Here is a 26924-nt window from a genome sequence, read left to right on the forward strand (position 1 = left end):
AATCTCATGGACACCAAACTGCTCGATATCCTGGCCTGCCCGGTCTGCAAGGGGCCGCTCAAGCTCAGCGCCGACAAGACCGAGCTGATCAGCAAGGGCGCCGGCCTTGCGTATCCGATCCGCGACGGTATTCCGGTGATGCTCGAAAGCGAAGCGCGTACCTTGAGCACCGACGAGCGCCTGGACAAATGACAGTTGCCTTTACCGTCGTCATCCCGTCGCGCTTCGCCTCGACGCGCCTGCCCGGCAAACCGTTGCTGACGATCGCCGGCAAGCCCATGATCCAGCACGTCTGGGAACAGGCCTGCAAGAGCAGCGCCCAGCGCGTGGTCGTGGCGACGGACGATGTGCGAATCGTCGAGGCCTGCAACGGTTTCGGCGCCGAAGTGGTCATGACCCGTGAAGACCACAATTCCGGCACCGATCGCCTGGCGGAGGTGGCGCAGAAACTGGGCCTGGAGCCCGACGCCATCGTCGTCAATGTGCAAGGCGACGAGCCGCTGATCCCCTCCAGCGTGATCGACCAGGTGGCGAACAACCTGGCGGCACACCCCCAGGCGCGCATGGCCACCCTGGCCGAGCCGATCGAGGACGTGAAGACGCTGTTCAACCCGAACGTGGTCAAGGTGGTCAGCGACCTTGATGGCCTGGCGCTGACCTTCAGCCGTGCCACGTTGCCCTGGGCCCGGGATGCGTTCGCTCAAGACCGCGACGTCATGCCCGCCGGCGTGCCGTATCGCCGCCATATCGGCATCTATGCCTACCGCGCCGGCTTCCTCCAGGATTTCGTGAGCTGGGGCCCATGCTGGCTGGAAAACACCGAAGCCCTGGAGCAATTGCGCGCCCTCTGGCATGGCGTGCGGATCCACGTCGCCGATGCGCTGATCGCACCGCCGACCGGCGTCGACACTGTCGAAGACCTCGAGCGCGTTCGTCGCCTGCTGGAGGCTTGATGCGGGTTCTGTTCGTTTGCCTCGGCAACATCTGCCGGTCCCCCACCGCCGAGGGCATCCTGCGGCATAAGCTGCGGGAGGCCGGGTTGGCCGGGCAGGTGGAAGTGGCTTCCGCCGGTACCGGGGACTGGCACGTGGGCAAGGCCCCGGACAAGCGCAGCCAGGCTGCCGCCCTGCGGCGCGGCTATGACCTGTCGGCCCAGCGTGCCCGGCAGGTCAGCCGCGCCGACTTTGCCGCCTACGATCTGATCCTGGCGATGGACAGCAGCAACCTGCGCAATCTCAAGGCCCTGCAACCGGCCAATGCCAGGGCCGAACTGGACCTGTTCCTGCGCCGCTACGAAGCCGGGCTCGACGATGTACCGGATCCCTACTATGACGGTGAACAAGGCTTCGAGCAGGTGCTTGACCTGATCGAGCACGCCACGGATCGCCTGGTGATCGAACTGAAGGGGCGCTTATGAGCCTGCAAGTACGCAGCGGCGTCAGCCTCAAGCCATTCAACAGCTTCGGGGTGGACGTCACGGCCCGACTGTTCGCCGAAGCCCATTGCGACGAGGATGTTCGCGAGGCGCTGGCGTATGTCGCCGGACATCAGGTGCCATTGTTGGTGATCGGTGGCGGCAGCAATCTGCTGCTGACCGGCGATATCGACGCGCTGGTGCTGCGCATGGCCAGCCAGGGAATCCGCTTGCTCGGTGATGACGGCGAGCGGGTCGTGGTCGAGGCCGAAGCGGGGGAGCCGTGGCACCCTTTCGTCCAGTACACGCTGGCGCAAGGCTGGTCAGGCTTGGAAAACCTCAGCCTGATTCCCGGTACGGTGGGGGCGGCGCCGATGCAGAACATCGGTGCCTATGGCGTCGAGATAAAGGATGTCTTCGCCGGTCTCACTGCCCTGGATCGCCAGACAGGCGAGCTGCGCGATTTCACCCTTGAGCAATGCCAGTTTGCCTACCGCGACAGCCTGTTCAAGCAGCAAGCGGGGCGCTGGTTGATTCTGCGGGTGCGTTTTGCCCTCAGTCGCGCCGCGCACTTGCATCTGGAATACGGCCCGGTTCGCCAGCGGCTGACCGAGCAAGGCGTCGACCGCCCGACGCCCCTCGATGTCAGCCGGGCCATTTGCAGTATCCGCAGTGAAAAGCTTCCGGACCCGGCGGTGCTGGGCAATGCCGGCAGCTTCTTCAAGAACCCGTTGGTACCGGCCGCTCACGTGGCGCGTCTCAAGGCACAATACCCCGACCTGGTGGCTTATCCACAGCCTGAGGGGTACATGAAACTGGCGGCAGGCTGGTTGATCGAGCGAGCCGGCTGGAAGGGCTTTCGCGAAGGCGACGCCGGGGTGCACAAGTTGCAGGCCCTGGTGCTGGTCAACTACGGCGAGGCCACGGGCTCGCAGCTACTGGAACTGGCGTTGCGCATCCAGAAAGACATTGCCGAACGTTTCCAGGTCGAACTGGAAATGGAGCCCAACCGCTACTGAACCCTGCCCGTTGCCGTCATCGCGGATTTTCCGGGGCTGGCGATCCCTGCCGGGCATAGCGCCCCGTGGCGCAATCGCCTGCTTATGGCGAGGGTAAACCAAACGCCCTGCATGATCCTCGCAAGCTTCATTTGTGCAGGATTGTGCAGGGCTTTTTTTCGGGTCCTGGGTTAATTTAGTCCGCTGACGATGCGCCATAGCATCTGTAAAGGCCCGGTGCAGACACCTGCGTGTGCGCATAAGAGAGCCTGATTAGCCTGAGCCAGTCTGCGATAACCAAACCGCTACCCAAGCGGCAGATTGCTCGACCCCATAACTCGATAACTATGCGGGCGTGCCCATGATTACCCTGAAACTCAATGGAAAAGATCATCAACTGGATGTGACCGAGGACATGCCGCTGCTGTGGGCGATCCGCGACGTTGCCGGTTATGACGGTACCAAGTTCGGCTGCGGCATGGGCTTGTGTGGCGCATGCACCATTCATATCGATGGCGCCCCGGCGCGCAGCTGTATCACGCCGATCGGTTCGGTGAAAGGGCAGGACGTCAGCACCATCGACGAGCTCCATGCCGATCCGATCGGGCAAGTCGTCCAGAAGGCCTGGCTCGATACCGCCGTGGCCCAGTGCGGTTACTGCCAGGGCGGGCAGATCATGTCCGCGACGGCCTTGCTCAAGACCAATCCCAACCCGAGCGATGAGCAGATCGAGGAAGCCATGATGGGCAACATCTGCCGCTGCGGTACCTATAACCGGATCAAGACCGCGATCCGGCAGGCTTCCACGCATCTGAAGGAGGCCAAGGCATGAGCCGTTTACCCGATGATTTCGTGCTGAGCAACCTCAGCCGTCGCGGCTTTCTCAAAGGCGCCAGCGCCACGGGTGTGCTGGTACTGGCCGCCAGCTGGGGGCTGCCGGACGCCTTCGCCGAAGAAAAGAAGTTTGGCGCCGAGGGCATGCCGCATGGCGCGGTCGATGACCCCAAGGTGTATGTGAGCATTGCCGCCGATGGCAGTGTGACGGTGATCTGCAACCGCTCGGAAATGGGCCAGGGCGTGCGCACCAGCCTGACCATGGTCGTGGCCGATGAGCTGGAGGCCGATTGGGCTCGGGTGAAGGTGCAGCAGGCTCCGGCCGATGAAGTGCGCTTTGGCAACCAGGATACGGACGGCTCGCGCAGCATGCGTCACTGGTATGAGCCGATGCGTCGTTGCGGTGCGGCCGCCAGGACCATGCTGGAGCAGGCTGCTGCGGCGCAGTGGAAGGTTCCGGTGGGCGAGTGTCATGCCCGCCTGCACAGCGTGGTCCACCAGCCTTCCGGTCGAGAGCTGGGTTATGGCGCGTTGGCCGCCGCTGCCAGTGCCTTGCCGGTGCCGGCGCGCGATAGCCTGCGTCTCAAGCAGCCTTCGGAGTTTCGCTACATTGGCAAGGAGGGGAGCCGGGCCATCGACGGCGCGGACATCGTCAACGGTCGTGCCGTATTCGGCGCCGACGTGCATTTCGACGGCATGCTCTACGCCGTGGTAGCCCGCCCGCCGGTCTATGGCGGCAAGGTCAAGTCCGTGGACAGCAGCGCGGCGCTGAAGGTCCCCGGGGTGGTCAAGGTGCTGCAGATCGAGCCTCGTCCCCTGCCTTCGGAATTCCAGCCCCTGGGCGGCGTGGCGGTGGTGGCGAAAAATACCTGGGCGGCCATGAAGGGGCGCGAGGCGCTGAAAATCGAGTGGGACGATGGCCCGAACGCGGGCTATGAGTCCGTCGCCTACCGCAAGGAGCTCGAAGCCGCAGCCCTCAAGCCTGGAAAAGTCGTGCGCAATGCCGGTGATGTCGACGATGCGCTGGCCAAGGCCGACTCGACCCTGGAAGCGACCTATTACTTGCCACACCTGTCCCAGTCGCCCATGGAGCCCATGGTCGCCACCGCGCGCTTCAAGGATGGCCAGTGCGAAGCCTGGGCCCCGAGCCAGGCGCCGCAGGTCACGCGTGAGCGCATCGCTGAACGGCTGGGCATTCCTTTCGAAAAGGTCACGGTGAATATCACCTTGCTGGGGGGCGGCTTCGGGCGAAAATCCAAGCCTGACTTCGTCCTTGAGGCGGCGCTGCTGGCCAAGGAGTTCCCAGGGCAGGCGATCCGGGTGCAGTGGACCCGCGAGGATGACATCCATCACTCCTATTTCCATACCGTATCGGCCGAATACCTGAAGGCCGGCCTGAATCGGGACGGCCTGCCTTCCAGCTGGTTGCATCGCACCGTCGCGCCCAGTATCACCGCGCTGTTCGCCCCGGGAATGACTCACGAAGCCCCCTTCGAGCTGGGCATGGGCGTTACCAACATGGCCTATGCCATTGCCAACCTGCGCCTGGAGAACCCCGAGGCGACGGCTCATACCCGGGTGGGCTGGTACCGCTCGGTGTCGAATATTCCCCACGGTTTCGCGATCCAGAGTTTCATCGACGAACTGGCCCACAAGGCCGGTCAGGATCCGCTGGACTACCACCTCAAGTTGCTTGGCCCGGACCGCAAGATCGATCCGCGCACCTTGAACGAGGAGTGGAACTACGGCGAATCCCCCGACCGCTATCCCATCGATACGGCACGGATCCGCACCGTGCTGCAAACGGCTGCCAAGGCGGCGGGTTGGGGGCAGCAACTGCCCAAGGGGCGCGGCCTGGGGCTGGCGGTGCACTACAGCTTCGTCACCTACGTGGCGGCGGCGATCGAAGTAGAGGTCAAGGACGATGGCACGGTGATCGTGCACAAGGCTGATATCGCGGTGGACTGCGGCCCGCAGATCAACCCGGAGCGCATCCGTTCCCAATTCGAAGGTGCCTGTGTCATGGGCCTGGGCAACGCGATGGTGGGGGAGATCAGCTTCAAGGATGGCAAGGTGCAGCAGGACAACTTCCACATGTACGAAGTGGCGCGCATGTCCCTGGCGCCCAAGAAAGTGGCCGTGCATCTGGTGACGCCGCCGGGCGAGGTTCCGTTGGGAGGGGTCGGGGAGCCGGGAGTGCCGCCGATTGCCCCGGCGCTGTGCAACGCGATTTTCGCCGCCACCGGCAAGCGCATCCGTGATCTGCCTGTGCGCTATCAGCTGCAAGGCTGGCAGCAGGCCAAGGCCTGATGGACAGTGTCGACCTGAACGTCCTGCGCAGCGTGCTTCAATGGCGCCGTGCGGGGCAGCGCGTGGTGCTGTTCACCGTGGTCCAGACCTGGGGCACCGCGCCAAGGCCACCCGGGGCGATGCTGGCCCTGCGCGAAGACGGCGTGGTGATCGGCTCGGTGTCGGGCGGCTGTGTGGAGGACGACCTGATCGCCCGGCTGCATGATGGTCGTATCCCGGCGCAAGGTCCGCCGGTGCAACTCATCACCTATGGCGTCACCCGCGAGGAGGCCGCGCGTTTCGGCCTGCCGTGCGGTGGCACCCTGCGCCTGACCGAAGAGCGGGTCGGCGATCCGCAATGGGTCGCTGAACTGCTGGAGCGTTGCGACGCCCACGAGATTGTCGCCCGGGAGCTGGTGATCGCCACTGGTGCCGTGACGCTGGTACCTGCCAGTAAACACGACGCGCTGGTTTTCGATGGCCAGACGCTGCGAGCCATTTATGGCCCACGCTGGCGGCTGCTGCTGATCGGTGCCGGACAACTGTCGCGTTATGTGGCACAGATGGCTCGGTTGCTGGACTTCGAAGTGCTGATCTGCGATCCGCGCAAGGAGTTTGTCTATGGTTGGGAAGAGCAGCAGGGGCGCTTCGTCTCCGGAATGCCCGACGAAGCGGTGTTGAGCATCCAGACCGATGAGCGCACGGCCATCGTCGCCCTGACCCACGACCCACGGCTGGATGACATGGCGCTGCTGACCGCCCTGGATTCCAAGGCATTCTATGTCGGGGCCCTGGGGTCGCGGGTCAACAGTCAGAAGCGCCGGGACAACCTGGCTCAGCTAGGCTTGTCGGCACAGGCCATCGAGCGGCTGCATGGGCCGATCGGGCTGCACATCGGCAGCCATACCCCGGCGGAGATCGCCTTGTCGCTGCTGGCTGAAATCGTGGCCATCAAGAATGGCGTCGAGCTTCGGCAGAAGAAGCCGTTGTAAGTCGCGGGTGGAGGGCGAGGAGGGCGTATGACTGAATCCATTGGGGCGATTATCGTCGCGGCCGGGGCGGGGAGCCGGTTCCGTCAGGTCGCGGGTCCCGACAAGGACAAATTGCTGGCCGATTGCGCCGGGCGTGACGGTGCTGTGCGTTCGGTGATCGAGCAGGTCCTGGTGAATCTGCCGGTTTCCCTGGCAAAGCGCATCCTGGTGACTCGCGAAGATCGTCCCCAGGCCATTCGCATGGCCCAGGCCTATGGGTGCGATTTCATCGAGCTGCAGTCCCCGGGGCTGGGGGATAGCATCGCGGCCGGCGTGCAGGCCTCGCCCGATATGGATGGCTGGCTGATCGTGCTGGCAGACATGCCGTTCATCCTGCCATCAAGCATCGAGCGGGTGATGGCGAATATCTGCGAAGACGGCATCTGCGTTCCGGTCTTTGCGGGTGAGTATGGGCATCCGGTGGGATTCGGTCGTGGTCTGGGGGCGAAATTGATGGCCTTGACCGGCGATCGTGGTGCCAGGGTGTTGTTCGCCGAGGCGGAAGTGGTCGAGGTGGCGGTCGATGACCCCGGTGTGCTGTGGGACGTGGATGTGCCTGAGGCTCTGGTCTTCAAGCAATAGCCGCGGGGCGGAGCCCGCCCGAGTGGATGGACAGGGAATAAAAAGCCCCGCCTGGCATTACCAGGCGGGGCTTTTTATCGGGCTATGGAATCAGGCGTGAGGTTTTGGCTCGTGCTCTTTTTCCAGGGCCTGGGGGTGACGCGGGGCGACTTCCTCGGCTTCAGCGGTGTGCTGAGGCTGGGATTCATCGCTTGCCGGCACCGATTCAACCGGTTCAGCCGGAGCAGGTTCGGCAGCGGCCTCAGCGGTTGGGGCAGGGGCTGCCTCGACGGCTTCCACCACCGGAGCCGGTTCGGCGACAGGTGCCTGAGCGGCAGCCAGTTCAGCTTCCTTCTGCAGGCGTTCGGCTTCGCGCTTGCGACGACGCACTTCACGTGGGTCGTTCGGTGCGCGACCGTTCGGAGTCAAGGCGCTCACAGGGGCAGGTGCTTCGACTGGCGCCTGTACCGCAGCCGCTACAGGGGCTTCGACCACCGGAGTCGGCTCGACCGTCTTCACAGGTTCAGCCTCGGGGGCTGGCTCAGGCGCTGGCGCTGGCTCGTCGACCGCAGCCGGTGCGGCAGGCTCCGAATGCCAGTTGAACGCGGTCTGTTCCTCGCGTACCAGCGGCTCCGGTGCTTTTTCCTCTGCTGGTGTTTCGACGACAGGTTCGGCTTCAGCAATCACCGGTTGCTCGACGACCGGCGCAGGTTCGGCGACGGTTTCGGCGGCAGGCTGGGCTTCACTGACCGGCGCGACTTCCACTTCCGGCGAAGCGGTGACTTGCACTGCCGTATTGGCTTCGACCACCGGAGCTTCGACCTGTGCTTGTTCCACCGCGGCGGTGGCGCGTTCGGCCTGCTCGTTGGCCTGGGCTTCGGCCGGGGCACTGATGGTGCTGCTGGCAACTGCCGCGGTGACGGCCAGGCCGGCGGCCAGGTCCGCAGCGCTTGGCGCTTCGGTAGTGGCGGACTCTTCCGAGCCCTCGATCACGTTCCCGTTGGCGTCGCGTTGGCGCTCGCGGCGGTTGCTGCGACGACGCTGGCCGCGGGAACGGCGACGTGGACGATCGCCTTCGGCGGCGTCCTGGCCGTCTTCCTGCAATTGTTCCTCGGTGTTCAGCACTTCGTCTTCGCTGGCTGCGGCGGCAGCCTGTTCGGCCCGAGGCTGACGCTCTTCACGCGGTGGACGTGGAGCACGCTCTTCGCGAGGCTGGCGAGCCGGACGCTCTTCAGCGGTGGCGGCAACGGCAGGGGCGGCGTCCAGCGGCTCGCGTAGTTCGCGAACACGTTCTTCACGCTCGCCACGTGGCTTGCGGTCTTCACGCGGGGCGCGCGGTTGACGCTCTTCACGTGGTGGACGCGGCGTGCGTTCTTCGCGGGCTACGGCCGGTGCATCCTCGCGGGCTTCGCGCGGCTGGCGTTCTTCACGCGGTGCGCGTTCTTCACGCGGGGCCCGTTCTTCGCGTGGCTTGCGCTCTTCGTCGCGGCGGCCGTTGCGGTTGCGGGTCTGCTGGCGACCGTTGCGACGCTCTTCGTTGCGGGCCGGACGCTCGGTGGCAGGCTTGGCGGTGACCACGGGCGCGGCCGGTTCTTCCTTGGTGGCGAACAGGCTGACCAGGGACTTCACCAGGCCCTTGAACAGGCTAGGTTCAGGCGCGGCGGCCGGTGCAGGTGCGGCAGTGGCAACTTCGGTCGGAACCGGCGCGTTGGCGCGGGCCGGCGCGGTCTTGACGGCGGCTTCCTGGCGAACCAGGGTGCGGGTGGCGGCAGCCGGCTGGACGTCTTCCACTTCGGCTGCGGCGGCAGCGATCTCGTAGCTGGACTGGTTGGTGTGGGCTTCCGGGCTATCGTCGCGCAGGCGCTGCACTTCGAAATGCGGCGTCTCGAGGTGGTCGTTCGGCAGGATGACGATGCGGGCACGGGTGCGCAGTTCGATCTTGGTGATCGAGTTGCGTTTTTCGTTGAGCAGGAACGCGGCCACCGGGATCGGCACCTGGGCGCGGACTTCGGCGGTGCGGTCTTTCAGGGCTTCTTCTTCGATCAGGCGCAGGATCGCCAGGGACAGCGACTCGACGTCACGGATGATGCCGGTGCCGTTGCAGCGTGGGCAGACGATGCCACTGCTCTCGCCCAGGGATGGACGCAGGCGCTGACGGGACATTTCCAGCAAGCCGAAGCGCGAGATGCGGCCAACCTGTACGCGGGCGCGGTCGGCTTCCAGGCATTCACGGACCTTTTCTTCCACGGCGCGCTGGTTCTTGGCCGGGGTCATGTCGATGAAGTCGATGACGATCAGGCCGCCGATGTCGCGCAGGCGCAGCTGGCGGGCGATTTCCTCGGCCGCTTCCAGGTTGGTCTGCAGGGCGGTTTCTTCGATGTCGCTGCCTTTGGTGGCGCGAGCCGAGTTGATGTCGATGGACACCAGGGCTTCGGTGGGATCGATGACGATGGAGCCGCCGGAAGGCAGTTCGACGACGCGCTGGAAGGCGGTTTCGATCTGGCTTTCGATCTGGAAGCGGTTGAACAGTGGGACGCTGTCTTCGTAGAGCTTGATCTTGCTGGCGTACTGCGGCATCACCTGGCGAATGAAGGTCAGGGCTTCGTCCTGGGCTTCGACGCTGTCGATCAGCACTTCGCCGATGTCCTGGCGCAGGTAGTCGCGGATGGCGCGGATGATGACGTTGCTTTCCTGGTAGATCAGGAACGGCGCGGAGCGATCCAGGGACGCTTCCTTGATGGCGGTCCACAGCTGCAGCAGGTAGTCGAGGTCCCACTGCATTTCTTCGCTGCTGCGGCCCAGGCCGGCCGTGCGCACGATCAGGCCCATGTCGGCAGGAGCCACCAGGCCGTTGAGGGCTTCACGCAGTTCGTTGCGCTCTTCGCCTTCGATGCGGCGGGAGATGCCACCGGCACGCGGGTTGTTGGGCATCAGGACCAGGTAACGGCCGGCCAGGCTGATGAAGGTGGTCAGGGCGGCGCCCTTGTTGCCACGCTCTTCTTTTTCGACCTGGACGATGACTTCCTGGCCTTCGCTCAGGACGTCCTTGATATTGACGCGGCCTTCGGGGGCCTTCTTGAAGTATTCGCGGGAGATTTCTTTGAGGGGCAGGAAGCCATGGCGCTCAGAGCCGAAATCGACAAAGGCAGCCTCCAGGCTTGGTTCGATGCGAGTGATCCGGCCTTTGTAGATGTTGGCCTTCTTCTGCTCGCGTGCACCGGATTCGATATCCAGGTCGTAGAGGCGCTGGCCGTCTACCAGTGCAACACGCAACTCTTCGGGTTGAGTTGCGTTAATCAGCATTCTTTTCATGTAGTACCGTCGGTTTCCGGGCTGCCGGAAACGGCGTTCGGCACACACGACTTCTCACGGTCGGTGTCAGGTGCGTCATGGAAGTGGCATTGCCACTCCAGTGTCCAGCGAGTTCGGCCCAATAACGGCGAAGTCGCGACGGACGCGTCCTGCTTGCTGGTACTCAAGCACTCAGTCAGGAGGAGGAATCAACCGGCGCCTGTGGACGAGATGAAGCGTCTAAATATAAGCCTAGTGCTACACAGTCCGACGGTTGTACATCTCCACCCTACACGTATCCCTGATAATTCGGGTGCTGCCGCGCGCAGAATCCGCAGCGGGTTGGCATTTACCGTGAGCTCCGGAAGGGGAGGTCACGCATCATGGCTAATTAGGCGTTGTTTCCGAAGCTCTCGCCCGGGGTCGTCCGCAACTGACTGCACTTTGTGAACTGGCCGTGAATGTGGCGCGCAAGGCGAGCCAAAACTCTGCTTTGCGGCGTATTTCAGGCCTCATGTCACCTGCGCTCGTTACACCTGCAAACTCTGCCGTTACGTAGCAAAAGCCCCGTAGGACGGCCTCTCGTCCTCGTGAATTGCGTTGGTCAGGGCCGGTTTTTGACCGTTAGTCCGCTGTCCAGCCACTTTTGGCGGCGTTCGCGACTATAGCAGCAATGATTAAGTGCTTCAATTCCATAAAAAATTGTTATGATCGCCGCCATGACGACTACTGCCCCTTCGACCCCTGGCGTTCAACTGCTCGAGGTCTCGCCGGAATATGCCGGCCAACGAATCGATAATTTCCTGCTAGCCCGGCTCAAGGGTGTGCCCAAGACCTTGATTTATCGCATTTTGCGCAAGGGCGAAGTGCGGGTGAACAAGGGCCGGATCAAGCCTGAGTACAAGCTCCAGGCGGGCGATATCGTGCGTGTGCCGCCGGTTCGCGTGCCTGAGCGCGACGAACCGGTGCCCGTCGCCCAGGGACTGCTGCAGCGCCTGGAGGCTTCGATTGTCTACGAAGACAAGGCGCTGATTGTGATCAACAAACCCGCGGGCATCGCAGTTCACGGCGGCAGCGGCCTGGATTTCGGCGTGATCGAAGCCTTTCGTCAGTTGCGTCCCGACGCCAAGGAGCTGGAACTGGTCCATCGCCTGGACCGGGACACTTCCGGCCTACTGATGATCGCCAAGAAACGCAGCATGCTGCGTCATTTGCACGAACAGTTGCGGGGCGATGGTGTCGACAAGCGCTACATGGCCCTGGTCCGCGGCCATTGGGCGACGTCCATCAAGCAGGTCCGCGCACCGTTGCTCAAGAGCAACCTGCGTTCCGGCGAGCGCATGGTCGAGGTCAACGACGAAGGCAAGGAAGCGCTGACCGTATTCAAGGTCCTGCGCCGTTTCGGCGAGTTCGCCACCCTGATCGAAGCCAAGCCGATCACGGGGCGCACCCACCAGATTCGTGTCCATACCCTGCACGCCGGGCACTGCATTGCCGGTGACCCCAAATACGGGGACGACGACTTCAGTCGGGAGATACGCGATCTTGGCGGAAAGCGATTGTTTCTCCATGCTTATATGCTCACGGTGCCGCTGCCCGATGGGGGTGAGCTGAAACTGCAGGCCCCCGTGGATGACATGTGGGCCCGAACCGTGGAGCGGTTGAGTGCATCCTGAATACAAGCTGCTGATATTCGATTGGGACGGCACTCTGGCCGATTCCATCGGTCGGATCGTGGAGTCGATGCATGCCGCATCGGATCGTACGGGTTTTGCCAGGCGTGACGACCTTGCAGTCAAAGGCATTATCGGTCTCGGCTTGCCCGAGGCGATTCGCAGCCTGTATCCGGAGATCGGCGACCAGGAGTTGGTGGTGTTTCGTCAGCACTACGCCGACCATTACATCGCGCTGGAGGCCGAGCCTTCGCCGTTGTTCGATGGCGTCCTGGATACCCTCCAGGCGTTTCGGGCGGAGGGTTACCACCTGGCCGTTGCCACTGGAAAGGCTCGTCGGGGATTGGATCGCGTGCTGAAGGCTCATGGCTGGGAGGGCTATTTCGATGTCACTCGTGCTGCCGATGAAACCGCCAGCAAGCCCCATCCCTTGATGCTCGAGCAGATCCTGGCGCACTGCGAGGTGCGTGCGGAGCAGGCGCTGATGGTGGGGGATTCGTCCTTCGACCTGCAGATGGCGCGCAATGCCGGCATGGGCTCGGTGGCTGTCAGCTACGGTGCGCAGACCATCGAGGCGCTGCGGGCATTCGAACCGCGATTGACGATTGACCGTTTTACTGAATTACACGCCTGGCTGAGCCGGCCTACCGATTAGAACCTGTTGGAGATGCATGTATGACCGATGAATGGAAAGCACCGGCCAAGGCAAGCGCTGAAAACGGTGACGATAAAAGCTGGAAGTTGCTGGAAAAAACCCTCCTGGCGGGGGTGCAAGAACAGCGTCGCGCTCGCCGCTGGGGAATTTTCTTCAAGTTCCTGGTCTTCATTTATCTTTTCGTCGGGCTGGGTGTCATCATCCAGGCGATCGATATGAAGAAGAGTCCCGGCAGTGCTTCGGCCTATACGGCGGTGATCGACGTCGAGGGCATGATCGCCGACAAGGAGGCGGCCAGCGCGGACAACATCATTGGCAGTCTGCGGGCTGCGTTCGAGGATGAGAAGGTCAAGGGGGTGGTGCTGCGTATCAACAGTCCGGGCGGCAGTCCGGTGCAGTCCGGCTACGTCTATGACGAGATCGTTCGCTTGCGCGCTGCGCATCCGGACACCAAGGTCTATGCGGTGATCGCCGACCTCGGCGCTTCCGGTGCCTATTATATCGCCAGTGCGGCGGATCAGATCTATGCCGACAAGGCCAGCCTGGTGGGGTCCATCGGTGTCACCGCTGCCGGTTATGGCTTTGTCGAGACCCTCGACAAGCTCGGTATCGAGCGCCGGGTCTACACCGCCGGTGAGCATAAGTCGTTCCTCGACCCCTTCCAGCCGCAGAAGCCGGAAGAGATCGCTTTCTGGCAGGGCGTGCTCGATACGACCCATAAGCAGTTCATCGCCAGCGTCAAGAAAGGTCGGGGCGATCGGCTCAAGGACAAGGATCATCCGGAGCTGTTTTCCGGCCTGGTATGGTCTGGAGAGCAGGCGTTGTCGCTGGGCTTGATCGACGGCCTGGGCAGTGCCAGTTCGGTGGCGCGGGATGTGATCGGCGAGAAGGAGCTGGTGGACTTCACTGTCGAAGAATCGCCGCTCGACCGTTTCTCGAAGAAGCTGGGGGCGAGCATCGCCGAGCGCCTGGCAATGTGGATGGGGTTCCAGGGGCCGGTATTGCGCTGACTCGCTGGCAGGGCTCCGGCCGTTCGGTTGCGGGCGGCGGGTGCTCTGCCATGGATGATGCCAGATTCAGGGTATCTCTACGCCCTCCGCCAGCAACATATCCACAAGGCGAATCAAGGGCAGTCCGATCAGGCTGGTGGCGTCCGGGCCTTCGGTGCTCTGGAACAGGCTCACGCCCAGCCCTTCGGCCTTGAAGCTACCGGCGCAGTCATAGGGCTGCTCGGCCCGCAGATAGCGCTCCACTCGCTCCGGGTCGAGCGCGCGCATATTGACGCTAAAAGCCACGCAATCGACCTGGCAGGCGCCGGTCTGGCTGTTGAGCAGTGCCAGGCCTGTGAGAAACGTGACCTTGGTGCCGCTGGCCGCCAGCAGTTGCTCGCGGGCCCTTTCGAAGGTGTGGGGTTTGCCCAGGATGCGTTCGCCGAGCACGGCGACCTGGTCCGAGCCGATGATCAGGTGTCCCGGGTGACTGTCGGCCAGGGCCAGGGCCTTTTCCCGCGCCAGGCGTTCCACCAGTGTTCGGGCAGCCTCGCCGGGGCGTTGGCTTTCGTCGATATCCGGTGACTGGCAGACGAATGGTAACCCCAGGCGGGCGAGCAATTCCCGGCGATAGACCGAGCTGGAGGCAAGTAATAAGGGCAGCATGGGCATCTCCAAAAGGCAGGGGCGAATTCTAGCGGGGCGTGCAAGTGACGGACAGGGCTGAATTTCCTTTGACATGGCTGGGTGCATCCCTATAATGCTGCGCCTATGTTGAATGACCCGATTCCACCTCACGTTGACCCGCGCAAATTGGCTGATCGTGGCACCACCCTTCAAGGTGAACTGCCGCTGGCCGATTTGAAGAGACTCTGCGACCCGCTTTCCGACGATATCGGGACGGTCCAGGCCAAATTCGTTTTTGAACGAGATGAACGTAAATCTGTGGTTATCCACAGCTTTATCGACACTGAAGTCAAAATGGTTTGCCAGCGTTGTCTTGAGCTGGTCACCCTGCCGATCCACAGCGAATGCAGTTACGCCGTGGTGAAGGAGGGTGCGAATACCCAGTCGTTGCCGAAAGGCTATGACGTGCTGGAACTGGGCGAAGATCCATTGGATCTGCAGTCACTGATCGAGGATGAGCTCCTGCTCGCCTTGCCCATTGTGCCTGCTCATCATCCGGAAGAATGCCAGCAGCCGGCGGGAGCAGATGAGCCCGAGCCGAGCGAGGACGAGGTAACGCGGTCCAACCCGTTCAGTGTTTTGGCGCAGTTAAAGCGTGACCCAAACGTTTAGGAGTTAATCAATTATGGCTGTTCAGCAGAACAAAAAATCCCGCTCTGCCCGTGACATGCGCCGTTCGCACGACGCTCTCGAGGCTAGCACCCTGTCTGTAGAAAAAACCACTGGTGAAGTTCACCTGCGTCACCACGTATCGCCAGAAGGCGTATACCGTGGTCGCAAAGTGATCGACAAGGGCGCTGACGAGTAATCCTTGTCCGCTCAAGTCATCGCGATTGACGCAATGGGCGGGGACTTCGGTCCCCGCAGCATTGTTCAGGCCAGTCTTGCTTGCCTGAATGCTACGCCCTCGTTGCACCTGACCCTCGTTGGTCAACCCTCCCTCCTGGAAGAAATGCTCAGCGGCCAGCCTGCTGCGGATCGTGCGCGCCTGACGATTACCCCGGCGTCTGAAGTGATCGCCATGGACGAAAAGCCCGCCCAGGCCCTGCGCGGCAAGCCCGATGCGTCGATGCGGGTGGCTTTGGAGCTGTTGCGCGATGGCAAGGTCCAGGCGTGTGTCAGCGCCGGGAACACTGGCGCGCTGATGGCGCTGTCGCGCTACGTGCTCAAGACGCTGCCAGGCATCGACCGGCCGGCAATGGTCGCGGCGATACCGACCCGGCGCGGTTTCTGCCAGTTGCTGGACCTTGGCGCCAATGTCGATTGCAGTGCCGAGCATTTGCTGCAATTTGCGGTGATGGGCTCGGTGGCCGCTGAAACCCTGGGCATCGCACGTCCTCGCGTGGCACTGCTGAACATCGGTACCGAAGACATCAAGGGCAACCAGCAGGTCAAGCTGGCCGCCACCCTGCTGCAGGGTGCGCGTGGCATCAACTACATCGGCTTTGTCGAGGGCGACGGCTTGTACCGGGGCGAGGCGGATGTGGTCGTGTGCGACGGCTTCGTTGGCAATATCCTGCTCAAGTCCAGCGAAGGCCTGGCCACCATGATCAGCGAGCGCATCGAGACCCTGTTCCGGCAGAGCCTGGCCTCGCGCCTGGTTGGAGCGCTGGCCTTGCCGTTGATGCGTCGCCTGCAGGCAGACCTGGCGCCGGCGCGACATAACGGCGCGAGTTTCCTCGGCTTGCAGGGCATCGTGATCAAGAGCCACGGGTCGGCGGGGGTGCAGGGCTTTCAAAGTGCGATCAATCGTGCGGTGATCGAGATCCAGGAAAACCTGCCGGAACGCCTGCATGGCCGCCTCGAAGATTTGTTAACTTAGGCGTTTTCGTCCGACAATGCTTAAATGTGACCGGCTGGTTCAACCCGCCATCCAACTGTCAGTTTCCTAGCGCCCCCAGGGGCGTCAATTTTTGACGACAAGATCATTAGGGGCTTTGTTTTCATGTCTGCTTCCCTCGCATTCGTCTTTCCAGGACAGGGCTCGCAGTCCCTCGGCATGCTGGCCGAGCTGGGCGCGCAATACCCGCTGGTCCTCGAAACATTCAAAGAAGCATCCGATGCGCTCGGCTACGACTTGTGGGCATTGACCCAGCAAGGGCCGGAAGAGCTGCTCAATCAAACCGACAAGACCCAACCGGCCATCCTCACCGCCTCGGTCGCGCTGTGGCGCCTGTGGCTGGCTGAAGGTGGCGCGCGTCCGGCTTTCGTCGCCGGCCATAGCCTGGGTGAATACAGTGCTCTCGTGGCCGCTGGCAGTCTCAGCCTGGGCGATGCCGTGAAACTGGTGGAGCGTCGCGGCCAGTTGATGCAGGAGGCCGTTCCGGCCGGGCAGGGCGGCATGGCCGCTATCCTCGGCCTGGAAGATGCAGATGTGCTGGCTGCCTGTGCCGAAGCGGCGCAAGGCGATGTGGTCAGTGCCGTGAACTTCAACTCGCCTGGCCAGGTGGTGATTGCCGGCGCCAAGGCCGCGGTCGACCGGGCCATCGAGGGCTGCAAGGCGCGTGGAGCCAAGCGCGCCATGCCGCTGCCGGTCAGCGTGCCGTCGCACTGTGAACTGATGCGGCCTGCCGCCGAACGCTTTGCCGAATCCATTGCCGCCATCGATTGGCAGGCTCCGCAGATACCTGTGGTGCAGAACGTCAGCGCCGATGTGGCGCCGGACCTCGAAACCCTCAAGCGCGATCTGCTGGAACAACTCTACAAGCCGGTTCGCTGGGTCGAAACGGTGCAGACCCTGGCGGCCAAGGGTGCGACCGAGCTGGTCGAATGTGGCCCGGGCAAGGTGCTGGCCGGTCTGAACAAACGCTGCGCCGAAGGCGTGTCGACTTCCAACCTCAATACCCCAGACGCTTTCGCTGCCGCTCGTGCAGCGCAGGCCTGAACAGGAGAAGCTTGCATGAGTCTGCAAGGTAAAGTTGCACTGGTGACCGGTGCGAGCCGTGGCATCGGCCAGGCTATTGCCCTGGAATTGGGTCGCCAAGGCGCCATCGTCGTCGGCACCGCGACTTCCGCTTCGGGCGCCGAGCGCATCGCCGCGACCCTGAAGGAAAACGGTATCCAAGGCACCGGCCTTGAACTGAACGTCACCAGCGACGAATCCGTCACGGCGGTGCTGGCAACTATCCAGGAGCAGTTCGGTGTCCCGGCGATCCTGGTCAATAACGCCGGTATCACTCGTGATAATCTGATGATGCGCATGAAAGATGACGAATGGTTCGATGTGATCGATACCAACCTGAACAGTCTGTACCGGCTGTCCAAGGGCGTCCTGCGCGGCATGACCAAGGCTCGCTGGGGTCGTATCATCAATATTGGCTCGGTTGTGGGTGCCATGGGCAACGCAGGCCAAGTAAACTATGCTGCGGCCAAGGCCGGTCTGGAAGGTTTCAGCCGTGCGCTGGCGCGGGAAGTGGGTTCGCGTTCGATTACGGTAAACTCGGTGGCCCCGGGTTTCATCGACACCGACATGACCCGCGAACTGCCAGAGGCGCAGCGTGAGGCCTTGTTGACGCAAATTCCGCTGGGGCGTCTGGGGCAGGCTGAAGAAATCGCATCCGTGGTGGCTTTTCTTGCATCCGACGCTGCGGCATACGTCACGGGGGCTACAATCCCGGTGAACGGCGGGATGTACATGAGTTAAATGTGACGGATTGCTTCAAAAAAATGTCATACGAGCTGTCTAAAATCCGTTATAAAGCTGCAATCTATTTATAGGGGCGGGCCCGAGGGGTTTGAGGAGTGAAGCTTTCGGTTGAAAAACCGAAAAGCCTTTCTATACACTTACCCACCGGCCAGCTGCCTGAATTTGTCCATTAGGAGTGAAAACAAGGTATGAGCACCATCGAAGAGCGCGTCAAGAAAATCGTTGCCGAGCAACTGGGCGTCAAGGAAGAAGAAGTTGTGAACACTGCTTCCTTCGTTGAAGACCTGGGTGCCGACTCCCTTGACACCGTTGAGCTGGTGATGGCTCTGGAAGAGGAATTCGAGACCGAGATTCCTGACGAAGAAGCTGAGAAGATCACTACTGTACAAGCTGCCATCGACTACGTTACTGCCCACCAGGCGTAATCGTTTTTAGTCGTCGCTAGCTGTCATGGAAAAACCGCACTGCCGTTACGGCGTGCGGTTTTTTCTTTAGGCCTGATGCAAAGTCGTCATTAGAAAAAGGAGAGTGCTGTGTCGCGTAGACGCGTCGTAGTCACCGGTATGGGTATGTTGTCGCCACTGGGCACGGATGTGCCGAGCAGCTGGCAGGGCATTCTGGCTGGCCGTAGTGGCATTGGTCTGATCGAACACACCGACCTTTCTGCCTATTCCACCCGTTTTGGCGGCTCGGTAAAGGGCTTCAATGTCGAGGAATACCTGTCGGTCAAGGAAGCCCGCAAGCTAGACCTGTTCATCCAGTATGGTCTGGCAGCCGGATTCCAGGCAGTGCGTAACGCCGGCCTGGAAGTCACCGACGCCAACCGTGAGCGCATCGGCGTTGCCATGGGCTCGGGTATCGGCGGCTTGACCAATATCGAAGAGACCAGCCGTACATTGCACGATTCGGGGCCGCGACGGATTTCCCCATTCTTCGTGCCGGGCTCGATCATCAACATGATTTCCGGTTTCCTGTCCATCCACCTGGGTGTGCAGGGGCCCAACTACGCCATTGCCACGGCGTGCACCACGGGTACCCACTGCATAGGCATGGCTGCCCGCAACATCATGTACGACGAAGCCGACGTCATGATTGCCGGCGGTGCCGAGATGGCCGCGTGTGGCCTGGGCATGGGTGGCTTCGGTGCCTCCCGTGCGCTGTCGACCCGCAACGATGAACCGACCCGCGCCAGCCGTCCATGGGACAAGGGCCGTGATGGCTTCGTGCTGTCCGATGGTTCCGGTGCGCTGGTACTCGAGGAACTGGAGCATGCCAAGGCCCGCGGCGCTACCATTTATGCCGAGCTCATCGGCTTCGGTACCAGCGGCGATGCCTACCACATGACATCGCCTCCGGCCGATGGCGCCGGTGCGGCCCGTTGCATCGCCAATGCTCTGCGGGATGCGAAGGTCAATGCCGACCAGGTCCAGTACATCAACGCCCATGGCACCTCGACCCCTGCGGGCGACCTGGCCGAAGCCCAGGCGATCAAGACCGTATTCGGTGATCATGCCTACAAGCTGGCCGTCAGCTCCACCAAGTCCATGACCGGTCACCTGCTGGGGGCCGCCGGTGCGGTAGAGGCGATCTTCAGCGTACTGGCGATCAACAGCCAGGTCGCGCCGCCGACCATCAACCTCGACGAGCCGGATGAAGGCTGCGACCTGGACTTCGTTCCGCATACCGCCCGTGGCATGGATATCGATGTAGTGATATCCAACTCCTTCGGCTTTGGCGGGACCAACGGCTCGCTGGTGTTCCGCCGGTTCGCTGGTTGATGGATAGCTGGGTCGACGGTCAGCCGGCCGACGTTCTGTCGCTGAAGGATCGCGGCCTGGCTTATGGCGATGGGTTGTTTGAAACCATCGCCGTGCGTGCCGGCGTACCCGTGCTGCTGGAGCGTCATCTGCAACGTCTTGAACAGGGTTGCCAACGGCTGGCGCTCCATGTCGACTGGGTTGCGTTGAGCGCCGAGCTGGACGCCTACGCGCAAGGCCTGGGGCAGGGGGTGCTGAAACTGATCGTGACCCGAGGCGACGGCCTGCGGGGTTATGCCGCCGTCCCGTCGGCCCCGGCCCGGCGCATCCTGCAAGGCAGTCCGCCGGTCGCGTATCCCGCTGCGCATGCCGAGCAGGGAATTTCCCTCTTTCCTTGTGCCACGCGCCTGTCCGAGCAGCCTTTGCTCGCGGGCCTCAAGCACCTCAATCGCCTTGAGCAGGTGTTGGCCCGCGCCGAATGGGGCGGTGCGGAACATGCCGAAGGCCTGATGCGGGATACCTCCGGGCGAGTGATCGAAGGGGTGTTCAGCAATCTGTTTCTGGTGTGCGATGGTGTGCTGATGACGCCTGACCTGAGCCGTTGCGGTGTGGCCGGGGTGATGCGCGCCGAATTATTGTTTCAAGCCGAGTCCCAGGGCATCGTCACGCAGATTGCCGATATTGGCCTGGAGCAACTGCACCTGGCCGACGAAGTCTTTGTCTGCAACAGCGTATATGGCGTGTGGCCGGTACGCGCATGCGGTTCGGCACGCTGGTCGGCCGGGCCGCTCACCCGTAAACTGCAGACCCTTGCCCGCGCGTTATTGGATGTTTGATTCGTGAGACGTAAATTCTTGCTGTTGCTGGAAACCGGACTGGTTCTGGCAGGGCTGTTGTGGGGCGCTTCGGCCTGGAAGATTCATTCGGCGCTGCAGCAGCCGTTGAACATTACCCAGGAAGAACTGCTGGATATTCCCAGCGGGACCAACCCGACCGGGACCCTCAAGCGTCTCGAGGCCGAAGGTCTGATCAAGGACGCTTTCTGGCTGCGGGTGTATTGGCGTTTCAACCTTGCCGGCCAACCCCTGCACGCCGGCGAGTACCGCATGGTGCCGGGCATGACGATGCAGGACCTGATCGCCGTGTGGAAGCGTGGGGAAGTGGTGCAGTACAGCGTGACGCTGGTGGAGGGCTGGAATTTCCGTCAGGTCCGTGCCGCGCTGGCCAAGGATGAAAAACTCCAGCAGACCCTGACCGGCCTGAGCGACAGCGAGGTCATGGATCGGCTCGGCCACTCCGGCGTCTTTCCCGAGGGGCGGTTTTTCCCCGACACCTATCGTTTCGTACGCGGGACCTCGGACGCCGACGTGCTGAACCAGGCCTACAACCGGCTCGAGGAAGTGCTCGCCAGGGAGTGGGCCGAACGCTCCCCCGATGCCCCTTACACCCAGCCTTATCAGGCGCTGATCATGGCGTCGCTGGTGGAGAAGGAAACCGGCGTGCCACAGGAGCGCGGGCAGATCGCCGGTGTGTTCGTGCGTCGGCTGCGCATGGGCATGTTGCTGCAGACCGACCCTACGGTTATCTACGGCCTGGGCGAGCGCTACACCGGCAAGCTCACCCGAGCCCATTTGAAAGAAGAAAACCCATACAACACCTACATGGTCCCGGGCCTGCCGCCGACGCCAATCGCGATGGTGGGACGAGAGGCGATTCATGCGGCCCTGAATCCGGCGCCGGGAAGCAGCCTTTACTTTGTCGCTCGCGGTGATGGCAGCCATGTCTTCTCCGACAGCCTGGAATCGCACAACAATGCGGTGCGCGAGTACCAGCTCAAGCGACGTGCCGATTATCGTTCCAGTCCTGCGCCAGCTACGCTGGACGACACCGCGCCGATTCCCGCCGCATCGCCTGATACGGCGCCCGAAGCCGTGCCCCAGGTCCCGGCACAGCAGCCGGCTCCCGAACCGAATGCCAGCGAGCCGTCGGGCTCGCAATGACTCTGATTAAGGACCGCCCGTGACTGGCTTGTTTATAACGCTGGAAGGCCCTGAAGGCGCCGGCAAGAGCACTAACCGCGAATACCTGGCCGAACGCTTGCAGGCCGCGGGGGTCGAGGTGGTATTGACCCGCGAGCCTGGCGGTACGCCGCTGGCGGAGCGGATTCGCGAGGTGTTGTTGACACCGGCGGACGAGGTCATGAATCCCGACACCGAGTTGCTGCTGGTGTTTGCCGCCCGGGCACAGCACCTGTCCGAGGTGATTCGTCCGGCCCTGGCTCGTGGCGCCGTGGTGCTCTGTGATCGCTTTACCGATTCGACCTATGCCTACCAGGGGGGCGGCAGGGGATTGTCCCTGGAGCGCATCGCTACACTGGAGAGCTTCGTGCAGCGTGAATTGCGCCCGGACCTGACGCTGGTGTTCGACCTTCCCGTGGAAGTCGGCCTGGCTCGCGCCAGCGCCCGCGGGCGGCTGGACCGTTTCGAACAGGAAGGCGCGGCGTTCTTCAATGCTGTGCGCAGTGCGTTCCTGAGCCGCGCCAAGGCCGATCCGTCGCGTTACCTGCTGATCGATGCCGCGCAGCCCCTGGCGCAGGTCCAGCGGTCTCTGGATGATCTGTTGCCGCGCCTGCTGGAGCGTGTCCGTGGCTGAAGCCTATCCCTGGCAGGACGGTCTCTGGCAGCAGTTGGCCGGACGTACCCAACATGCCCACGCGTATCTGCTGCATGGCCCGGCCGGTATCGGCAAGCGGGCGCTGGCGGAGCGCCTGATGGCCAGCTTGCTGTGCCAGCATCCCGGGCCCTCCAATGCATGCGGTGAGTGCAAGTCCTGCCTGTTGCTCAAGGCCGGGAGCCATCCCGACAACTATGTGCTGGAGCCGGAAGAGGCGGACAAGGCGATCAAAGTCGACCAGGTCCGCGATCTGGTCAGCTTTGTAGTCCAGACCGCGCAACTGGGTGGGCGCAAGGTGGTGCTGATCGAGCCGGTGGAATCAATGAACATCAATGCGGCCAACGCCTTGCTCAAGAGCCTGGAGGAGCCTTCGGGCGACACCGTGCTGTTGCTGGTCAGCCATCAGCCGAGCCGCTTGCTGCCGACCATCAAGAGCCGTTGCGTGCAGCAGGCGTGTCCGTTGCCGAGCGAGGCAATGAGCATGCAATGGCTGGCCCAGGCCTTGCCGGAGAGTACCGAGCAAGAGCGGGGCGAGCTGCTGACCCTGGCCGCCGGTTCCCCCTTGGCCGCCGTCAGCCTCCAGGCCCAGGGTGTGCGTGAACAGCGGGCCCTGGTGGTGGAAGGGGTGAAACAACTGCTCAAGCAGCAGCAATCCCCCACGCAGCTGGCCGAGGGCTGGAATGCTGTCTCGCTGTTGTTGCTGTTCGACTGGTTCTGCGACTGGTCGAACCTGATCCTGCGCTACCAGCTCACCGAGGATGAGTCTGGCCTGGGGCTGGCGGACATGCGCAAGGTGATCCAGTACCTGGCGCAGAAAACCAGCCGGGACAAAATCTTGAACATTCAGGACTGGATACTTGCCCAACGTCAGAAGGTGCTGAGCAAGGCGAACCTCAACCGGGTCTTGTTGCTCGAAGCCCTGTTGGTGCAATGGGCGAGCCTGCCGGGCCGAAACTGACAGGCTGCAACTGAAGGAAAACCGGTGAGAATGTTCCTTGCTCTGTACGAAAAGCCTTGATACTCGTTCAGGCAGCGTTGAAAGCTGCCTCGCCTTGCCTGGCCTTCGTCTCAAGACTTTCATACAGAGCCTAGACTCAGCTCAATCGCAGCGGAGGTCAGCATGAACGAACCTGTCAGTCCCGGTCCACGCAATGGCATCCTGTCCCTGACCATCAAGGACAAATCGGTGCTTTACGCCGCCTACATGCCTTTTATCAAGAATGGTGGCCTGTTCATTCCCACCAACAAGAATTATCGCCTGGGCGATGAAGTGTTCATGCTGTTGAGCCTGATGGAGGAGCCGGAGAAGATCCCGGTCGCCGGCAAGGTGATCTGGCTGACTCCCAAGGGCGCCCAGGGCAATCGCGCCGCCGGCGTCGGCGTGCAGTTCAACGAGGGCGACAACTCCGCCCGCAACCAGATCGAAACCCACTTGGCCGGAACCCTGAAATCCGACCGTCCCACCCATACGATGTAACCTGGTTCCCTATGCTTGTAGATTCCCATTGCCACCTTGACCGCCTCGATCTTGCCGCCCATGGCGGCTCCCTGGATGCTGCGCTGGACGCGGCTCGTCAGCGGGGCGTCGGGCACTTCCTGTGCATCGGCGTCAGCGCCGACAATGCCGCCGACGTCAAGGTCCTGGCCGAACGCTACGAAGATGTCGATTGTTCGGTCGGCATCCATCCCCTCGATGTCCAGCCCGACGCCGCGCCGGCTCTGGACTGGCTGTTGCGCGAACTCGATCATCCGCGGGTGGTGGCGATTGGTGAAACCGGTCTGGACTATCACTATGAGCCCGAAGCCGCCGAAGTCCAGCAGGCGTCGTTCCGACTGCACCTGGAAGCGGCTCGACAAACCGCAAAGCCGGTGATCATCCATACCCGGGGCGCCCGAGCCGATACCCTGGCCTTGTTGCGCGAGGCCGCGTTGCCCCAGGCTGGCGTGCTGCACTGCTTCACCGAGGACTGGGACATGGCCAGGGCTGCGTTGGACATGGGCTATTACATTTCCCTGTCGGGCATTGTCACGTTCCGCAACGCCGATGCCTTGCGCGATGTGGCCAGCAAAGTGCCGGCCGACCGCTTGCTGGTGGAAACCGATTCGCCTTACCTGGCGCCGATTCCGTACCGCGGCAAACCGAACCTGCCGCAATACGTACGGGAAGTGGCGGAGTTTCTGGCGATGTTGCGGGGCGAATCCTACGAGCGTTTTGCAGCCCAGACGACAGAGAACTTCCAACGGCTGTTCCCGCTGGCCCACGTCCGTTCGGCACGGGCTTGAATTTCAAGCAAAAAAAACCCGGGTTCTGGGGGGTGAATCCGGGTTAAGACCATTAGGAGTAAAACAAAGGCACGCGGTCCTTTGGTACCTTTATCGGCGCGTCACTTGGGGGAGATGTCGCACCGACAGTTCAAGTATTGATCAGTATGCGGACGCGTCCAGTTTGCCCGGGGCGGTTTTTAAACAAATTTGGAATACGCTCGCTTCGGATAAGTTCTCATTGTCGCCTATGCCTGCCTCCGGGGCGTGGTGGGGCAAGGGAAGAAGAGCCAGATCTATACGATTTTGTGAAGAACTGAGGCCGGGAACGGATGATCCGTGCATTTTTGCGTAAGTTAGGCATAATACCCGGCTTCGAATTTTGACCCTTCAGACCTTTCTCTTATGCACAAAGAACCTCGTAAGGTCCGTGAGTTTCGTCGCCGCGAGCAGGAAATTCTCGACACCGCGCTCAAGTTGTTCCTCGATCAGGGTGAAGACAGCGTCACCGTCGAGATGATTGCGGATGCCGTGGGTATCGGCAAAGGCACGATTTATAAACATTTCAAATCCAAGGCGGAGATCTACCTGCGCCTGATGCTCGATTACGAGCGTGATTTGAACGAACTGCTGCATTCGGCCGATGTGGACAAGGACAAGGAAGCCCTGTCCCGGGCCTACTTCGAATTCCGCATGCGCGATCCGCAACGTTATCGCTTGTTCGATCGCCTGGAAGAGAAGGTGGTCAAGGGCAACCAGGTACCGGAGATGGTCGAGGAGCTGCACAAGATCCGCGCCTCGAATTTCGATCGCCTGACCTTGTTGATCAAGGGCCGGATCAGCGAAGGCAAGCTTGAAGACGTGCCACCCTATTTCCATTACTGCGCTGCCTGGGCGTTGGTGCATGGCGCGGTGGCGCTGTATCACTCGCCGTTCTGGAGCAACGTGCTGGAAGATCAGGAAGGCTTCTTCCAGTTCCTGATGGACATCGGCGTACGCATGGGCAACAAGCGCAAGCGCGATACCGACGTCCCGAGCAGCTGACATTCACCTGTCTGATTGCGCCATGGCTGCTTACATGGCGCAGTGCCCCAGTAATATACTCAGGCATGAGGCTTGCGAAAACTTGAATTCTGAGTCAAGTTTTGCCAGTCCGATTCTTCTTCCGCCGGAGTGATCCATGATCGTTGATCGTCAGGGCAGGCGTTTTCGCAATTTGCGAGTCAGCCTGACTTCCGCCTGCAACTACGCCTGTACCTACTGCGTACCTGATGGCAAGCGTCTGGTCGCCGCACAGGATGAGCTGTCGGCCGAGGCGATGGCCCGAGGCGTGGCTTACCTGATCGAGGCCGCCGGTATCGAGCGTTTGCGCATCACCGGTGGCGAGCCGCTGGTGAGCCCAAAACTCGAGCGTTTCATGACGGCGGTGGGGCAGATGGGGCTGGAAGACATCAGCCTGACCACCAACGGCCAATTGTTGGCGAAGAAACTGCCTTTGCTGGTGGACGCCGGAATCCGTCGCATCAACGTTTCCCTCGACACCCTGGATCCTTCTGCGTTTCGCGGGATCGCACGAGGGGGCGACCTGGCGACCGTGCTAGACGGCATGGACCAGGCCCGGGCGGCGGGCATGAAGATCAAGGTCAACATGGTGCCGTTGCGCGGACAGAACCTGGACCAGGTCATGCCGCTGCTCGAATACTGCCTGGAGCGGGGTTACGAGCTGCGTTTCATCGAGTTGATGCGCATGGGCCACCTGGCCAGCGACTCCAATGCATTCCTGCAGCAGTTCGTCAGCCTCGAACAGCTGTTGAGCCTGATTGGCGACCGGTACGAATACCTCCAGGCCAACGCGCCGGTGGATGCCACGGCGGTACGTTACGAGATTCCGGGCATGGGGCACTTCGGGGTGATCGCCAACGAAAGCGTGCCGTTCTGCCGTACCTGCTCGCGGCTGCGGTTGTCCTCGACGGGCTGGTTGCACGGCTGCCTGTCGTCGAGCAATCGTCACTTCATTGGCGACCTGCTGGATAAACCTCGTCACCAGGCCTTGCCGGCTATCCAGCGGTTGCTGGTCAAGGCCCTGGGAGACAAGCAGGAAGTAGCGTTTTCCGGTGGCGCCACCATCATGAAGATCATCGGCGGCTGATCCGCCTTTGTGGCG

General features: G+C 62.2%; 28 protein-coding genes. 26 read left to right on the top strand and 2 right to left on the bottom strand.

All coding sequences use genetic code 11. The features are described 5' to 3' along the window. Positions 1 to 6: 6 nt before the first annotated feature. From BW992_RS15085 to BW992_RS15120, 8 genes are all read left to right on the top strand, one after another. Positions 7 to 192, top strand: coding sequence for a Trm112 family protein (locus BW992_RS15085; RefSeq protein ID WP_042728811.1), 186 nt, complete (start codon positions 7 to 9; stop codon positions 190 to 192). Then, on the top strand, positions 189 to 953 hold the full coding sequence (gene kdsB / locus BW992_RS15090; RefSeq protein ID WP_072431802.1) for a 3-deoxy-manno-octulosonate cytidylyltransferase: 765 nt from the start codon (positions 189 to 191) through the stop codon (positions 951 to 953). The genes BW992_RS15085 and kdsB overlap by 4 nt, the downstream gene beginning before the upstream one ends. Beyond that, positions 953 to 1417, top strand: coding sequence for a low molecular weight protein-tyrosine-phosphatase (locus tag BW992_RS15095; RefSeq protein ID WP_072393418.1), 465 nt, complete (start codon positions 953 to 955; stop codon positions 1415 to 1417). Before kdsB ends, BW992_RS15095 begins: the two co-directional genes overlap by 1 nt. Then, a complete protein-coding gene (gene murB / locus BW992_RS15100) occupies positions 1414 to 2433 on the top strand; it encodes a UDP-N-acetylmuramate dehydrogenase (protein WP_072393415.1) in 1020 nt (339 codons plus the stop codon). The genes BW992_RS15095 and murB overlap by 4 nt, the downstream gene beginning before the upstream one ends. A gap of 340 nt (positions 2434 to 2773) precedes the next feature. After that, positions 2774 to 3244: a (2Fe-2S)-binding protein gene (locus BW992_RS15105; RefSeq protein ID WP_072393412.1), complete on the top strand. Its 471-nt coding sequence runs from the start codon at positions 2774 to 2776 to the stop codon at positions 3242 to 3244. Then, complete coding sequence (locus tag BW992_RS15110) at positions 3241 to 5556, top strand: xanthine dehydrogenase family protein molybdopterin-binding subunit (protein WP_076406487.1); 2316 nt, start codon at positions 3241 to 3243, stop codon at positions 5554 to 5556. The genes BW992_RS15105 and BW992_RS15110 overlap by 4 nt, the downstream gene beginning before the upstream one ends. Continuing rightward, positions 5556 to 6527, top strand: coding sequence for an XdhC family protein (locus BW992_RS15115; RefSeq protein WP_072393407.1), 972 nt, complete (start codon positions 5556 to 5558; stop codon positions 6525 to 6527). The genes BW992_RS15110 and BW992_RS15115 overlap by 1 nt, the downstream gene beginning before the upstream one ends. A 27-nt stretch (positions 6528 to 6554) precedes the next feature. Continuing rightward, the gene (locus tag BW992_RS15120; protein ID WP_076406489.1) at positions 6555 to 7148 is read left to right on the top strand and encodes a nucleotidyltransferase family protein; all 594 of its coding nucleotides are present in this window, start codon (positions 6555 to 6557) and stop codon (positions 7146 to 7148) included. A gap of 90 nt (positions 7149 to 7238) precedes the next feature. Here BW992_RS15120 and rne read toward each other — a convergent pair whose 3' ends face one another. After that, positions 7239 to 10439 carry a ribonuclease E gene (rne, locus tag BW992_RS15125; protein ID WP_072459179.1) on the bottom strand — a complete coding sequence of 1067 codons (3201 nt, stop codon included), beginning with the start codon at positions 10437 to 10439 and terminating at the stop codon, positions 7239 to 7241. 698 nt (positions 10440 to 11137) lie between these two features. Here rne and rluC point away from each other — a divergent pair. From rluC to sppA, 3 genes are read left to right on the top strand one after another with little or no spacing between them, the layout of a single operon-like run. Continuing rightward, positions 11138 to 12094, top strand: coding sequence for a 23S rRNA pseudouridine(955/2504/2580) synthase RluC (rluC, locus tag BW992_RS15130; RefSeq protein WP_072394114.1), 957 nt, complete (start codon positions 11138 to 11140; stop codon positions 12092 to 12094). Next, on the top strand, positions 12084 to 12746 hold the full coding sequence (locus tag BW992_RS15135; RefSeq protein WP_072459180.1) for an HAD-IA family hydrolase: 663 nt from the start codon (positions 12084 to 12086) through the stop codon (positions 12744 to 12746). The genes rluC and BW992_RS15135 overlap by 11 nt, the downstream gene beginning before the upstream one ends. A 20-nt stretch (positions 12747 to 12766) precedes the next feature. Then, the gene (gene sppA / locus BW992_RS15140; protein ID WP_072459181.1) at positions 12767 to 13756 is read left to right on the top strand and encodes a signal peptide peptidase SppA; all 990 of its coding nucleotides are present in this window, start codon (positions 12767 to 12769) and stop codon (positions 13754 to 13756) included. 66 nt (positions 13757 to 13822) lie between these two features. Here the strand turns inward: sppA and BW992_RS15145 are convergent, their stop codons facing one another. Beyond that, positions 13823 to 14401, bottom strand: a complete 579-nt coding sequence (locus BW992_RS15145; protein WP_072393392.1) for a Maf family protein — start codon at positions 14399 to 14401, stop codon at positions 13823 to 13825. 105 nt (positions 14402 to 14506) lie between these two features. Here BW992_RS15145 and BW992_RS15150 point away from each other — a divergent pair, with 105 nt between their 5' ends. From BW992_RS15150 to BW992_RS15220, 15 genes are all read left to right on the top strand, one after another. After that, on the top strand, positions 14507 to 15034 hold the full coding sequence (locus BW992_RS15150; protein WP_072393389.1) for a YceD family protein: 528 nt from the start codon (positions 14507 to 14509) through the stop codon (positions 15032 to 15034). Positions 15035 to 15047: 13 nt separating this feature from the next. Then, positions 15048 to 15230, top strand: a complete 183-nt coding sequence (gene rpmF / locus BW992_RS15155; protein ID WP_003179396.1) for a 50S ribosomal protein L32 — start codon at positions 15048 to 15050, stop codon at positions 15228 to 15230. 3 nt (positions 15231 to 15233) lie between these two features. Then, complete coding sequence (plsX, locus tag BW992_RS15160; protein ID WP_072393385.1) at positions 15234 to 16244, top strand: phosphate acyltransferase PlsX; 1011 nt, start codon at positions 15234 to 15236, stop codon at positions 16242 to 16244. Positions 16245 to 16367: 123 nt separating this feature from the next. After that, positions 16368 to 17306: an ACP S-malonyltransferase gene (gene fabD, locus BW992_RS15165; RefSeq protein WP_072393382.1), complete on the top strand. Its 939-nt coding sequence runs from the start codon at positions 16368 to 16370 to the stop codon at positions 17304 to 17306. Positions 17307 to 17321: 15 nt separating this feature from the next. Beyond that, the gene (gene fabG, locus BW992_RS15170; protein WP_072431811.1) at positions 17322 to 18065 is read left to right on the top strand and encodes a 3-oxoacyl-ACP reductase FabG; all 744 of its coding nucleotides are present in this window, start codon (positions 17322 to 17324) and stop codon (positions 18063 to 18065) included. 191 nt (positions 18066 to 18256) lie between these two features. Further along, on the top strand, positions 18257 to 18493 hold the full coding sequence (gene acpP, locus BW992_RS15175; RefSeq protein WP_007987170.1) for an acyl carrier protein: 237 nt from the start codon (positions 18257 to 18259) through the stop codon (positions 18491 to 18493). A 108-nt stretch (positions 18494 to 18601) separates the two neighbouring features. After that, entirely contained in the window at positions 18602 to 19846 is a 1245-nt protein-coding gene (fabF, locus tag BW992_RS15180; RefSeq protein ID WP_072393376.1) for a beta-ketoacyl-ACP synthase II, read from the top strand. Then, the gene (gene pabC / locus BW992_RS15185; protein ID WP_072459182.1) at positions 19846 to 20661 is read left to right on the top strand and encodes an aminodeoxychorismate lyase; all 816 of its coding nucleotides are present in this window, start codon (positions 19846 to 19848) and stop codon (positions 20659 to 20661) included. The genes fabF and pabC overlap by 1 nt, the downstream gene beginning before the upstream one ends. Before the next feature lie 3 nt (positions 20662 to 20664). After that, entirely contained in the window at positions 20665 to 21825 is a 1161-nt protein-coding gene (gene mltG, locus BW992_RS15190) for an endolytic transglycosylase MltG (RefSeq protein ID WP_072393370.1), read from the top strand. A gap of 19 nt (positions 21826 to 21844) precedes the next feature. Further along, the gene (gene tmk / locus BW992_RS15195; protein ID WP_072393367.1) at positions 21845 to 22477 is read left to right on the top strand and encodes a dTMP kinase; all 633 of its coding nucleotides are present in this window, start codon (positions 21845 to 21847) and stop codon (positions 22475 to 22477) included. After that, a complete protein-coding gene (locus BW992_RS15200; RefSeq protein WP_072393364.1) occupies positions 22470 to 23456 on the top strand; it encodes a DNA polymerase III subunit delta' in 987 nt (328 codons plus the stop codon). Before tmk ends, BW992_RS15200 begins: the two co-directional genes overlap by 8 nt. Positions 23457 to 23618: 162 nt before the next feature. Further along, entirely contained in the window at positions 23619 to 23975 is a 357-nt protein-coding gene (locus BW992_RS15205) for a PilZ domain-containing protein (RefSeq protein ID WP_072393361.1), read from the top strand. 11 nt (positions 23976 to 23986) lie between these two features. Further along, complete coding sequence (locus BW992_RS15210; RefSeq protein ID WP_072393358.1) at positions 23987 to 24781, top strand: TatD family hydrolase; 795 nt, start codon at positions 23987 to 23989, stop codon at positions 24779 to 24781. Positions 24782 to 25165: 384 nt separating this feature from the next. Continuing rightward, entirely contained in the window at positions 25166 to 25804 is a 639-nt protein-coding gene (locus tag BW992_RS15215) for a TetR/AcrR family transcriptional regulator (RefSeq protein ID WP_072393355.1), read from the top strand. 136 nt (positions 25805 to 25940) lie between these two features. Then, on the top strand, positions 25941 to 26909 hold the full coding sequence (locus BW992_RS15220; RefSeq protein ID WP_072431813.1) for a GTP 3',8-cyclase MoaA: 969 nt from the start codon (positions 25941 to 25943) through the stop codon (positions 26907 to 26909). Positions 26910 to 26924: the final 15 nt, after the last annotated feature.

The organism is Pseudomonas sp. 7SR1 (genome assembly GCF_900156465.1).
Taxonomy (GTDB): domain Bacteria; phylum Pseudomonadota; class Gammaproteobacteria; order Pseudomonadales; family Pseudomonadaceae; genus Aquipseudomonas.